The sequence below is a fragment of the Duganella radicis genome (genome assembly GCF_009720825.1).
GTDB classification, from domain to species: Bacteria; Pseudomonadota; Gammaproteobacteria; order Burkholderiales; family Burkholderiaceae_D; genus Rugamonas; species Rugamonas radicis.
The window spans coordinates 37,031-49,615 of record NZ_WNKY01000023.1 but is presented as its reverse complement, the minus strand read 5'-3'; the positions used below and the strand labels follow the sequence as shown (position 1 = coordinate 49,615).

Below are 12,585 nucleotides of genomic sequence, written 5' to 3'. Positions count from 1 at the left end.
TGGAGACCGAATGACACCGATCTGCGGCTGCCGCCTGTTGAATGTGGAAGATGCCGTGCAGGGCGCGGTGGTGCCTGTGGCCCTGCTCTACCCGGCCACGGGCGAGGAAAAGACCGAGCATTTCGGCCCCTACTCGCTGGACGTGGCGCGCGACGCGGCGCCGGCCGATGGCGTGTTTCCGCTGGTGGTGGTCTCGCACGGGCATTCGGGCACGCCGTGGGCGTATCGCCAATTGGCCAGACACCTCGCATTGGCGGGCTTCGTGGTCGCCCTGCCCGCCCACACCGGCAATACGCGCACCGACAATACGCTGGCCGGCACCGCCGCCAATCTGGCCAACCGCCCGCGCCACATCACGCTCACCATCGATGCGGCGCTGAACGACGCGGTGCTGGGAACGCATATCACCCGCGATGGCGTGGCGGTGATCGGCCATTCCATCGGCGGCTACACGGCACTGGCGGCGGCCGGCGGCATCGCCTGGAGCGGACCATATGAGCGCAAGGATTCCAATGCGCCGCCCGAGCAGGTGCCGGTGACGCCGGACGCCCGTATCCGCTCGCTGGTACTGCTCAATCCCGCCACCTTCTGGTTCATCGCCGGTTCGCTGCGGCCAGTGGATCTGCCGATCCTGATGCGCACCGGCGAAAAGGACGAGGTCACGCCCATCGAACACGCGCACAAGATCATCGAGGGCGTAGCCCGGCCCGCGCTGGTGGAGCACAAGGATATTCCGGGCGCCGGCCACTTCGCCTTCATGAGCAAGTTCCCGCCCGAGATGACGCGGCCGGGTTTCAAGCCCTCGCAAGATCCCGAAGGCTTCGACCGCGAAAGCATCCAGCCTGCATTCTTCGCCGACGTGACGGCGTTCCTGCGGCGGACACTGTGCGACAATCGCCCAGCCAATTAGTTATACTAAAAACAAACGACCAAGGAGAAGTCATGTCTCAAGAACTGGTACTGGACAACCGGCTGGAATCGGCCAAGAGCACCGCGTGGTGGCTGTATCTCATCCATGCGGTCAGTTTCATTTTCTCGCTGGGCGCGTTCTCCATCGTGCCGCTGATCTTCAACTATCTGCAACGGCCGAGCACCGAGGGCACGTTTGTGCACAGCCATCACACCTGGATGATCCGTTCGTTCTGGTGGTACATCGTGCTGGTGGTGGTGGGCGCGGTGTTCTTCATGACGATTATCGGCATTCCGGTTGCATGGCTGATCTGGATCGGCGCGTGGCTGTGGAAGGCGTATCGCCTGATCGTCGGCGTCACCCGTATTAACCGGAACGAGCCGGCGCCAATTTAAGCGCTTCGCGCAGGCCGGCGACGATGACTTCATAGGCCTGCCGCCGGCTTTCCTCATCCCGCGCCCGCAGCACGAACGACGGGTGGTAGACCGCGACCACCCAGCGGCCCTCATGCTGGAATGGCGCGTCCATCACGGCGCTCATGGTGGCGCTGCCGTCTTTCATCACGGACTTGAGTGCGGTGGCGCCCAGCGCCACCACCACGTCCGGTTTCACGCGCGCCAGTTCTTCTTCCAGCCAGACGTGGCACGCAGCCACCTCGCGCTGTGCAGGCGTCTTGTGCAGGCGGCGTTTGCCGCGCAGCTCCCATTTGAAGTGCTTGACGGCGTTGGTCAGGTAGACGTGGTCGCGTTCCACGCCGGCTTCGGCCAGCGCGCGGTCGAGCACCGCGCCGGCCGGGCCGACGAAAGGCTGGCCTTGCAAATCCTCCTGATCGCCGGGCTGTTCGCCGACCAGCATGATGCGCGCTTTCTTTGGCCCGACGCCGGGAACCGCTTGGGTGGCGTTGCGCCACAGGTCGCAGCGGCGGCACTGGTCGAGCGTGTCCGGTTCGTCGCGCCGCGGTTGCGCGCGTTCCGGCGTCACGGCGATGGTGGTGGCGCCGCCGCGGCGGCCGACGGTGCTGGTCTGGCCGGTGCGGCGTTCGCCGTTGGCGGCGCCGCTGATCATGGCCGGCACGATGGCGCCTTCAGGAAGATTTTTCCAGAAGCGCGATGGGATGTGGCTGCGCAGCAGGTCCGCGTTCAGGCGGGCGGGATTGAAGATGCTGCGGTAGTAGGTGAGCCAGAGGGCTTCGCCGCTGTCTTCGATGTCGGCGGCGCTGCGCAGGCGTGGCGGCGCGTCGTGCAGGCGTTCGCCGTCCCAGATGACGGTGGCGGTTGGCGTGGCGATCATCCAGGTGTGGTGGCCCATGCGGTTGGCGAAGTGCCGGGCGACTTGCGGGAGTACCTCGTGCGTGGGCTCGAACCAGGCGATGAAGCGCGGAGCGCCGGCGTGTTCGGGACGTTCGCGGAAACGGATGTAGGCGTGCATGTCGTGCTCCTCGCGCCGGACGGCTTTGATCATGGCGTGCAGACGCGCACCGTCCGGATCGGCCGCCGAGATGACTTCGCGCTCGCCGAGCTGCCAGCGCCAAACCAGCTTGTAGAGAAAAGCCCAGCGATCGGCGGCGCTGAAACACGCGGCGGCCGCCAGCATCTCCACCAACCCGCGCGGCAAGCGCGACGCCCCCGCCAAAGTGCCGTCGGCGAGCAGCCCCGCAGCGGACGGCGCGGCGATGGTGAAGAGGTCGGCGTCGTCTTCGCTGGAAGCCCATTCTACGGATTCCGGCGGCACGCGGCGCGCGATTAGGTCGCGCACGGCCGCACGCCACTCGTCGAACGTCCGCACCACCTTGCGCATCATGCCGCTTGCAACTCCGGCCACAAATTCATCTGCCGCGGCGCCTCCGCCATCGCCCGCCGCAAATGCTCGGACGGACTGGCGTCACGCGCAGGAAAATAGTCCGCGGTGATGATGAATGGCGCAATCTTCTTCATGCTGCACCTCAGCCGCGACAAATCCTGATAGCGCACCTGCCGCAGCCGTCGCAACTCGACAATCCGCTGCGCGTTGCGCAGTCCAATACCCGGCACGCGCGCGATCATGTGCGGCTCCGCACGATTGAGATCCAAAGGAAAATGCTCGCGATGGTCCAGCGCCCACGCCAGCTTGGGATCAATATCCAGCGCCAGATTGCCGCCGCCAGCCGGCAGCAGCTCGCCCGCCTGAAAGCCATAACCGCGCATCAGAAAATCGGCCTGATACAAGCGATGCTCCCGCAACAAAGGCGGCGGCGCCAGTGGCACACTGCGGGGACTCTGCGGAATCGGACTAAACGCCGAGTAGTAGACGCGCTTGAGCTTATAGCTGCCGTACAGCGTTTCCGCCGTCGACAAAATCTGCTGATCGTCGCTGCCATCGGCGCCAACAATCATCTGCGTGCTCTGCCCCGCCGGCGCAAAGCGCGGCGCCTTCGGCTCTTCCGCGCGCTCATCGAGCTTGCGGCGGATCGAGCCCATGGCCAGCTTGATGGTGTGAACACTCTTCTCCGGCGCCAGTTTCCGTACACTGTCCTGCGTGGGCAACTCAATGTTCACGCTCAAACGGTCGGCATAGCGCCCCGCCGCCGCAATCAGCGCAGGATCGGCATCCGGTATTGTCTTCAAATGAATGTAACCACGGAATTGGTGCACTTCGCGTAGCTGACGCGCCACCTGCACCAGCTGCTCCATGGTGTAATCCGCCGACTGGATAATGCCCGAGCTGAGAAACAGCCCATCGATGTAATTGCGGAGATAGAAATCGGTGGTCAGCCGGACCACCTCGGCGACCGAAAAGCGCGCACGCGGCACATTCGACGTGCGCCGGTTGACACAATACTGGCAATCGTACAAACAGTAATTGGTCAACAACACCTTGAGCAGCGACACGCAGCGCCCATCGGGCGTATAGCTGTGACAAATGCCCATGCCGGTAGTCGCGCCCAATCCCTCCTTGCCCACCGAGTTACGCTTAGGCGCTCCGCTGCTGGCGCAGGAGGCGTCATATTTGGCCGCATCGGCCAGTATTTCCAGCTTGTCCTTCAACTCCATCGCAACCTCGATATACTGCGTTTATATACAGTATATCAGAAGCTGTTCAGGACAGAATGGCTTTTAGTGCGTCCACCAGTTTGCCGCACTCCTCGTCGGTGCCGATGGAAATCCGCAGGAACTGATCGATGCGCGCGGCGGTGAAGTGGCGAACCAGGATCGCGCGCTCGCGCAACGCCTTGGCCAGTTGGGCGCCGTCGTGCCGCGGGTGGCGGGCGAACACGAAGTTGGCCTGCGACGGCAGCACCTCAAAGCCCAGTGCCTGCAACTGCGCGGTCAGCCAGGTGCGGCTGGCGATGACGGCGTTCGAGGTCTGCTCGGTGTAGGCCACGTCATCCAGCGCCGCCACCGCGCCGGCCTGCTGCACCTGTCCCAGCGGATAGCAGTTAAAGCTGTTCTTCACGCGCTCCAGACCCGCGATCAGGTCCGGATGGCCAACCGCAAAGCCCACGCGCAAACCAGCCAGCGAGCGCGATTTGGACAGCGTCTGAATCACCAGCAGATTGTCGTAACGGCCCAGCAGCGCGGCGGCGCTCTGGCCGCCGAAATCCACATAGGCTTCATCGATCACCACCACCTGATCCGGATGCGCAGCCAGCAGCGCCTCGATCTGCGACAGCGGCAAACCAATGCCGGTCGGCGCGTTCGGGTTGGCGATGATGATGGCGCCGCACGGACGGTTATAGTCGGCGATATCGATTTCGAAGCGCTCGTTCAGCGGAATCTGCACGCACTCGATGCCATACAGGCTGCAATAGGTCGGATAGAAGCTGTAGCTGATATCGGGCGCCAGCAGCGGCAGGTCGTGCTTGAGCAAGGCGTGGAAGGTATGCGCCAGCACCTCGTCCGAGCTGTTGCCGACGAAGACCTGCTCGCGCGTCAGGCCGAAGCGGCGCGCCACCGCATCCTTCACCGCCGCGTTGGACGGGTCGGAATACTTGCGCAGGCTGTCGCCCGCTGCGGCCTGCATCGCGGCGATGGCCTTTGGCGACGGGCCGTATGGATTTTCGTTGGTGTTCAGCTTCACCAGGCCAGGCATCTGCACCTGCTCGCCCGGCGTGTAGGGCGTCAGACCGTGTACGACTTTACTCCAGAACTTACTCATTACAATTCCCCAAATGCTTGCTCAATATCTGCGATCAAATCCTGCACCTCTTCCAGGCCGACGTTGAAGCGCACCAGCGTGCCGCTGCCGTGCCAGTTCTTGCGCATCTGCTGTATGCGGTACGGCATCACCAGGCTATTCGCGCCGCCCCAGCTATAGCCGATCTTGAACAGCTTGAGCGCATCGACAAAGCGATCGGTCTGCGCTTCCGTGTAGCGCTCATCGAAGATCACCGAGAACAGGCCGCCGGCGCCGCTGAAATCGCGCTGCCACACTTCGTGGCCCGGGCAATCCGGGAAGACCGGATGCAGGACTTTGGTAATTTCAGGCCGCGTTTGCAGCCATGCGGCCAGCTTGCGTGCAGCCGCGTCGTGCGCCTCGAAACGCAGGCGCATGGTCGGCAGGCCACGCGACACCAGATAGGCATCGTCCGCGCCCACGCCCATGCCAAGCCGCATGTGCGCAAGGCTGATACGGTCGTGCAGGCCGCGGTCACGCGTGATGACGGCGCCCATCAGCACATCCGATCCTCCGGACTGATACTTCGTCAGCGCCTGCATGATGATGTCGACGCCGAGGTCGAAGCCGCGCAACGCCAGGCCGGCGGACCAGGTGTTATCCAGTGCGACAAGCACGCCGCGTTCATGCGCCGCCTTGCAGATGGCTGGCAGGTCCGGCACTTCCATCGACACCGATCCCGGCGCTTCGGTCCAGATCAATTTGGTGTTCGGCTGAATCAGCGCCGCAATACCCTCGCCGATCAGCGGATCGTAATAGCGCGCCGTGATGCCAAAATCGGCCGACAGCCAGCGTCCCAGCTCCCGGTTCGGGTTGTAGACGTTCTCCGGCAACAGCACATCATCGCCCGATTTCAGCAGCGCGAAGTTCACCATGGCGATGGCCGCCAGCCCACTCGGCGCCAGCAGGCAGTGCTTGCCGTCTTCGATTTCGGCCAGCCGCGCCTCCAGCGTGAAGGTGGTCGGCGTGCCATGCAGGCCGTAGGTATAGGCGTTCTTCTCTTTCCAGTCGCCCGAGCGCATGGCCGCCACGTTCTTGAACAGCACCGTGGAAGCATGATGGATCGCGCTCGGAAAGGCGGCAAAACCTTCCGGCGCCTGATAATCCGTATGGATCAGCGCCGTCTGCGGAGATTTTTTCACGCTCATCGCATATTGCCGGTGTGGCCCAGCGAGTATTTGCCCGGCTGCGGCCACACGGTCAGGCCGTGCGGCTCTTGGCCCACCTTGATTTTCCTGACGTCGCCGTTGGCGGTGTCGATGCGGTACACCACATCGTCAAAGCGGCCCGACAGCCACAGGTACTTGCCGTCCGTGCTGACGTTGCCCATGTCCGGGCTGCCACCGCCGGGGATCGGCCATTGCGCCACCACTTTTTCGGTGGCGAAGTCGATCACTGTCACGCGGCCTTTGCCTTTCGGCTTGCCATGGATGTTGTGCGTGCCACGATTGGCCACATACAGCTTGGTGCCGTCGCGGCTTGGATACAGGCCGTGCGCACCGACGCCGGTCGGGATGAAGCCGACCTTGGTGAACGACGCCGCATCGACAATGTGCACGCCGTCGGCGTCCATGTCGGCGATGTAGTAACGCTTGCCGTCCGGCGAAACGCGGATATCCTGCGGCATGCCCTTCTTCTTGCTGCACACCTCATTCGCCAGCAACTGGTCGATCGGATCTTTTTCCGAGAAGCGCGTGGCCGGCATCGACAGTTTCAGATACCCCTCCACCTTGCGCGTTTGCAGATCGATGCGCGCCACCGAACCGGCGAATTCGCAGGTGAACATGGCGTAGCGGCCATCCGGCGAGAAGTCGGCGTGGTTGATGCCGCCGCACTGCGGCACGTCGATGGCGTACTGCATTTGCATGGTCTTAGGATCGCGGAAGTCCAGGCGGTGCAAGGCTTCCGCCACCACGATGGCCGATTTGCCATCCGGCGAGAAGTACATATTGTATGGATCGTCCACCGCGACCTGCGTGCCCGGTTTGCCGGTACGCGGATCGATCGGCGTCAGGCTGCCCTTGTTGGTGCGCTCGGCGTTATTCGCCACCCACAGCGATTGCAGGTCCCACGCCGGTACCACGTGCTGAGGGCCGACGCCGACCTTGAACTTGTCGACCACTTTCAGCGATTCCTGGTCGATCACGTAGACGTCGTTGGAACGCAGGTTGGGCACGTACACGCGCGGCAGGTGGTCGCGCACCGCCGGGCTCAGATTGGCCGGGGCGATGCCGGCATAAACGTTGGCCGGCGCGGCGGCCTGACCCTGGCCGGCGGCGGGCGCCGCCTGCCCTGCCTGCGCGGCTTGCACCGACTGCGAGTAACCAATAGCGGCCAGGCTGCCCGCTGCGATCAGACCGGTGGCGGCCAATGCCGCATAAGCGATGTGATTAGTCTTCATTTGGATTCTTTACTAGAGGTGGACGGCGCGCCATGCGCCGCAAATTCGGAAATAGCCGCAACCGAGGTATCGACAATGCGCTGCACGCCAAGCTTGCCCAATTCCGCGCTGGCGCGGCGCGCGTCTCCGCGCACGCCATCGTTCACGCCAGGCGATGGGCCGCGCGCCAACGCTTCGGTACGGACCAGGGATTTGTCGGTTGCCAGCATCAGCGATGCATCGGCCAGGCCGGCATGCAGGCCGATTTCGGCCTTGCTGTAGCCGCGCTTTTCAAGATCGGCGATAAAAGGCTCCTGCGTGACGTCGTAGTAAGCCAGCAGCGCCAGCGCGCCAGCTTTGCCATCCTTGGCCCAGGCCTTGTTCAGGCGCTGCGCCACGCGGGTTTCGCTTTTCTGGTAACCGCCATGGTCGCCGATCAGAACGATGTGGCGGAAGCCGTGCTGGCGCAGGCTTTGTCCGGCCGAGAACAGCAGGTCTTCAAACGTGGATTCGGGTATCGACAGCGTGCCGGCAAACTTCATGTGGCCGGCCGGCGGCGTGATGCTGCCTTCGGGGACGTAAGCGACAACCGGTGCGACCACAGCGTTGCCCAGCTTTTGCGCGATCATCCGCGCCAGCACGGTGGCGCGCACATTGTGCTTGCCCAGCGCGATATACGGGCCGCTTTGCTCGGTGCCGCCGATGGGAATGATCGCCGTGGTGGCGCCGCCGTCGATGCGGGCGCGCAGTTCGGTGCTCGTCATCTCTTCCAGCATGACCGGCGCTTCGGCGGCGGTTGCGGAGGCCATCAACATGCAAGCGGCCAGCGCCGCCAGGAATTTCAAGTCAGGCATAAGCTCATCTAACAAAAAAGGCGGACCGCCGTTACGCTGGTCCGCCTTTATTATAGTAGACGAATGGCTTAAAGTGCCTCTCCCCACATGTCATGGGCGTCGGATGTCGTGATTTTCACATCAACGAACTGGCCGACCACCAGTTTCTTGTGCGGTTCGAACGGCGGCTTGACGTACACCACGCCATCGATTTCCGGCGCGTCGGCGGCCGAGCGGCCCACGCCGCCGGTGCGGTTGACTTCATCGATCAGCACGCGCACGGTCTTGCCGACTTTCGCTTTCAGGCGTGCTTTCGAGATTTCTTCTTGCAGCAGCATCACGCGGCCACGACGCTCTTCGCGCACTTCTTCCGGCACCGGATTTTCCAGTTCGTTGGCGGTAGCGCCTTCCACCGGCGAATAGGCGAAGCAGCCCAGGCGATCGATCTGCGCCTCTTTCAGGAAGTCGAGCAGGTATTCGAATTCGGCCTCGGTCTCGCCCGGGAAACCGGCGATGAAGGTGGAGCGGATGGTCAGGTCCGGATTCATCTTGCGCCATGCGAGGATGCGGTCCAGATTCTTCTCGCCGCTGGCCGGGCGCTTCATGCGCTTCAGCACATCGGGATGCGCGTGCTGCATCGGGATATCGAGGTAAGGCAGGATATGCTCGCCCATCAGCGGGATCACCTGGTCGACATGCGGATACGGATAGACGTAATGCGCGCGCACCCAGGCGCCGTAGGACTTGGCCAGTTCGCCCAGCGCTTCCATCAACTGCGTCATGTGGGTCTTGATCGGACGGCCGTTCCAGAAGCCGGTGCGGAACTTGACGTCCACGCCGTAGGCCGAGGTGTCCTGCGAGATCACCAGCAGCTCCTTCACGCCCGACTTGAACAGGTTCTCCGCTTCCAGCAGCAGTTCGCCGATAGGACGCGACACCAGATCGCCGCGCATCGACGGGATGATGCAGAACGAGCAGCGGTGGTTGCAGCCTTCCGAGATTTTCAGGTAGGCGTAGTGCTTCGGCGTCAGCTTGATGCCTTGCGGCGGAATCAGGTCGATGAACGGCTCGTGCGGTTTCGGCAGATGCTGGTGCACCGAGTCCATCACCTCGCCCAGCGCGTGCGGGCCGGTCACGGCCAGCACTTTCGGGTGCACCTTGGTGATCAGGTCCGAACCGTCGGTGTCCTTCTTGGCGCCCAGGCAGCCGGTCACAATCACCTTGCCGTTTTCGGCCAGCGCTTCGCCGATGGCGTCCAGCGATTCCTGCACGGCGGCGTCGATGAAGCCGCAGGTGTTGACGATCACCAGATCGGCGCCGTCGTAGGATTTGGCGGTCTCGTAACCCTCCGCGCGCAGCTGGGTCAGGATCTGTTCAGAGTCGACCAGCGCCTTGGGGCAGCCGAGCGATACAAAGCCCACTTTAGGTGCTGGCGCGCCGGCGGCTGGCTTGGGAAGACGAGAGAGTGGTTGCGATTGCATGATGGTTGCTTAATACTTCACAAAGATTACGAGCAATCGACGATTATACCATGTTACGATACAGCCTTAACGCACTTGGTTCATAGGAGATCGTGTGGCAACACTGAAAGACGTCGCAATGCTCGCCGGTGTAGGCATGTCGACAGCATCGCGCGCCATTTCAGGCGCCGGTCCGGTATCGGCCGAGGCGATGAAAAAAGTACAAGCCGCCATCGAACAGCTGAATTTCCGCCCTTCTTCCATCGGCCGCTCCTTGTCGGCGCAGTCGCTGGGCATGATCGGGATCTTCGCGCCCTCCTTCTTCGGCGCCTACTACGGCACCATCCTCAAGCAAACCGACATCGAACTGCGCGCCATGCGCCGCCACGTGGTGGTGGCCACCGGTTGCGGCGACGGCACGCCGCGCGAGGAAGCGATTGAAGCGGTCAAGTTCCTGATCGGCCGCGATTGCGACGGCATCGTGGTGCTGGGCCACGACCTGCTGGACGAGGACATGCAGATGCTGCACAAAATGCATCCCAAGATGGCCTTCCTCAACCGCCGCAGCGCGGAGCTGGAGACCTCGTCATTCTGCCCTGACCATTATCACGGCGGCGAACTGGCGGCGCGCACCCTGCTGGAGGCGGGACATCGCCAGCTGGCGGTGATTTCCGGCCCGGTCGGCACCTCGGACAATGAGGAGCGCCTGCGCGGCTTCTTCGACGAGCTGGCGCGCAACGGCATCCAGCGCGACGCGGTACGCCAGATTCCATCGGACTTCTCGCGCGAAGGCGGCTTTGGCGCCACCCAGCAGTTGCTGAACGAAGGACGCCATTTCACGGGCCTGTTCTGCGCCAACGATGAAATGGCGATCGGCTCCATGTCCTGCTTCCACCGCGCCGGCATCAGCGTGCCGAAGGACGTGTCCATCATCGGCTACGACGATGACTACTCGGCCGAATTCTCGTCACCGGGCCTGACTTCGGTGCGCATCCCAATGCAGCAGCTGACACAGAACGCCGTGCGCTGGCTGCTCAACATCTGCTACGGCACCCAGCACGAAATCTCGCGCGAGTTCCCCGTCACCGTCACTATGCGCGGCTCGGTGGCGGCGCCGAAGTAATAAGCCATTGTTCGATGGCGGCGCCGCTGAGCGGACGGCTGTACAGGTAGCCCTGGCCTTTGTCGCACCCCTGCGCCGACACCACGGCCGCCTGCTGCGGCGTTTCAATGCCCTCCGCCACGGTGTTCATCCCGAGGCTGCGCGCCACCTTCACTGTGGCCTCGATCAGCACTTCGTGATGGCGGCTGGTGGCCGCCAGCGTGATGAAGGAGCGGTCGATCTTGACCGTGTCCACCGGCAGCAGGTGCAGGCTCGATAGCGAGGAATAGCCGGTGCCGAAATCGTCCAGCGCCAGTTTCACGCCCAGCGCTTTCAAGCCCAGAAGCTGATCCTGGATATCCCTGCCCTGCGCCGCCAGGCTCTCTGTGATCTCCAGTTGCAGGCTGCCCGGCTCCATGCCGTTGGCAGCCATGATGGCGCTGACCCGCTCACACAATCCGGACTGGTTAAGCTGCGCGCGCGACAGATTCACCGCCAGCAGGCGCGGCGCGTTCGCGCCCAGTTGCCGCCGCCAGCGGGCGAAATCCGCGCACGCCATGGCCAGCACCTGCTCGCCGATGGCGCCGATCAAGCCGCAGTCCTCGGCGATGCCGATGAATTCCGACGGCCCGACCTCGCCGCGCAGCGGATGGCGCCAGCGCACCAGCGCTTCCACGCCGGCGGCGCGGTCGATACGGCCGTCATCCAGCAGCCCCACCACCGGCTGGTACACCGTGTACAACTCGCCGCGCTCGATGGCGTTGCGCAGGTCGGCCTGCAAGCCGCCGCGCAGGATGGCCCGCTCGCGCATGTGGCGCGCGAACACGGCAAACTGATTGCCGCCATCGGCCTTGGCCGCCCGCATGGCGATGGCGGCGTCGCGCAGCACATCGTCGGCCTGCTGCGGCCCGTCCTCCAGCACCACCACGCCGATGCTGAAAGTACAGGTCAGTTCATGGGCGCCCACGCGGAACGGCGGGCTTAAACGGTCCAGCAGGCGTGCGGCAATGCGCTCGGCGGTGTCGCGCTGCGGCAGGCCGTCCAGCAGCAGCGCGAACTCGTCGCCGCCCACGCGCGCGGCAATCTCGGTGACATGCGGCTGGCCCGGCGCGCGGCTGCTGGCGCGCACCGTGGTGCGCAGGCGCTCCGCCACCAGCACCATGATCTGGTCGCCGACCTCGTTGCCATAGGCGTCGTTGATTTGCTTGAAGCGGTCCAGGTTGAGGAACAAAACGGCGCAATGATCGCCCTCCGGCCGCGGCGCGCGCTGCGCCATGTCCTGCAACAGCTCCAGCGCGCGGCTGCGATTGGCCAATTGCGTCAACAGATCCAGCCGCGCGGCGCTGGCCAGCTGACGCGCCAGCACGCGCTGTTCGCGCTGGACTTCGTGCGTGACATCGAGCAGCACCGCCATCAGGCGCTGGCCGTCCACCTTCAGCAGGCCTAGCGAGAGCACCGACGGTCCCTTGTCGGCGCCGGCGGACAGCAGGATACGCCGGCTCTCGCAAATCACGCCATGCTCCGGCGCGAAGCCGGCGCACAGCTGCGCCAGATCCGGCGCGTGCGCTTGCAGCACCTTGAACAGGTTGGCCAGGTCGCCGTCCGGCGCCAGCGGCATGAGCAACTGCGACGCCATCGGATTCAGCATCTCGATCTCGCCATCCTGCCGCAGCTGCATCAGCGCCACCGGTGCGCGGTACAGGAACTGCATCAAGGTTTCATACGCGTCATCGCCGTCCGTCTGCATG

Annotated in this window: 11 protein-coding genes; 3 read left to right on the top strand and 8 right to left on the bottom strand. The window is 64.0% G+C overall.

Annotated elements, in window-relative coordinates:
- Nucleotides 1-10 precede the first annotated feature (10 nt).
- Both GM676_RS19540 and GM676_RS19535 read left to right on the top strand, forming a co-directional pair.
- A complete protein-coding gene (locus tag GM676_RS19540) occupies nt 11-910 on the top strand; it encodes an alpha/beta hydrolase family protein (RefSeq protein WP_155465559.1) in 900 nt (299 codons plus the stop codon).
- A gap of 32 nt (nt 911-942) precedes the next feature.
- Entirely contained in the window at nt 943-1,305 is a 363-nt protein-coding gene (locus GM676_RS19535; protein WP_155465558.1) for a DUF4870 family protein, read from the top strand.
- On the opposite strand, the gene GM676_RS19530 is transcribed toward GM676_RS19535, so the two are convergent.
- The 7 genes from GM676_RS19530 to rimO form a co-directional block, all read right to left on the bottom strand.
- Nucleotides 1,277-2,710 carry a UdgX family uracil-DNA binding protein gene (locus tag GM676_RS19530; RefSeq protein WP_229262778.1) on the bottom strand — a complete coding sequence of 478 codons (1,434 nt, stop codon included), beginning with the start codon at nt 2,708-2,710 and terminating at the stop codon, nt 1,277-1,279. The genes GM676_RS19535 and GM676_RS19530 overlap by 29 nt on opposite strands.
- Complete coding sequence (locus GM676_RS19525) at nt 2,707-3,939, bottom strand: putative DNA modification/repair radical SAM protein (RefSeq protein WP_155465557.1); 1,233 nt, start codon at nt 3,937-3,939, stop codon at nt 2,707-2,709. The genes GM676_RS19530 and GM676_RS19525 overlap by 4 nt, the downstream gene beginning before the upstream one ends.
- A gap of 46 nt (nt 3,940-3,985) precedes the next feature.
- Nucleotides 3,986-5,044 (bottom strand): histidinol-phosphate transaminase, encoded by a 1,059-nt coding sequence (gene hisC, locus GM676_RS19520; protein ID WP_155465556.1) that lies wholly within the window; start codon nt 5,042-5,044, stop codon nt 3,986-3,988.
- Entirely contained in the window at nt 5,044-6,210 is a 1,167-nt protein-coding gene (locus GM676_RS19515; protein ID WP_155465555.1) for a cystathionine beta-lyase, read from the bottom strand. Before GM676_RS19515 ends, hisC begins: the two co-directional genes overlap by 1 nt.
- The gene (locus GM676_RS19510; protein ID WP_155465554.1) at nt 6,207-7,463 is read right to left on the bottom strand and encodes a YncE family protein; all 1,257 of its coding nucleotides are present in this window, start codon (nt 7,461-7,463) and stop codon (nt 6,207-6,209) included. The genes GM676_RS19515 and GM676_RS19510 overlap by 4 nt, the downstream gene beginning before the upstream one ends.
- Entirely contained in the window at nt 7,460-8,296 is an 837-nt protein-coding gene (locus tag GM676_RS19505) for a creatininase family protein (RefSeq protein ID WP_155465553.1), read from the bottom strand. The genes GM676_RS19510 and GM676_RS19505 overlap by 4 nt, the downstream gene beginning before the upstream one ends.
- 68 nt (nt 8,297-8,364) lie before the next feature.
- Entirely contained in the window at nt 8,365-9,756 is a 1,392-nt protein-coding gene (rimO, locus tag GM676_RS19500; RefSeq protein ID WP_155465552.1) for a 30S ribosomal protein S12 methylthiotransferase RimO, read from the bottom strand.
- 94 nt (nt 9,757-9,850) lie between these two features.
- On the opposite strand from rimO, the gene GM676_RS19495 reads away from it, so the two are divergent.
- A complete protein-coding gene (locus GM676_RS19495) occupies nt 9,851-10,858 on the top strand; it encodes a LacI family DNA-binding transcriptional regulator (RefSeq protein WP_371866301.1) in 1,008 nt (335 codons plus the stop codon).
- Here the strand turns inward: GM676_RS19495 and GM676_RS19490 are convergent.
- Nucleotides 10,827-12,584 carry a putative bifunctional diguanylate cyclase/phosphodiesterase gene (locus GM676_RS19490; RefSeq protein ID WP_155465551.1) on the bottom strand — a complete coding sequence of 586 codons (1,758 nt, stop codon included), beginning with the start codon at nt 12,582-12,584 and terminating at the stop codon, nt 10,827-10,829. The genes GM676_RS19495 and GM676_RS19490 overlap by 32 nt on opposite strands.
- Nucleotide 12,585 lies beyond the last annotated feature (1 nt).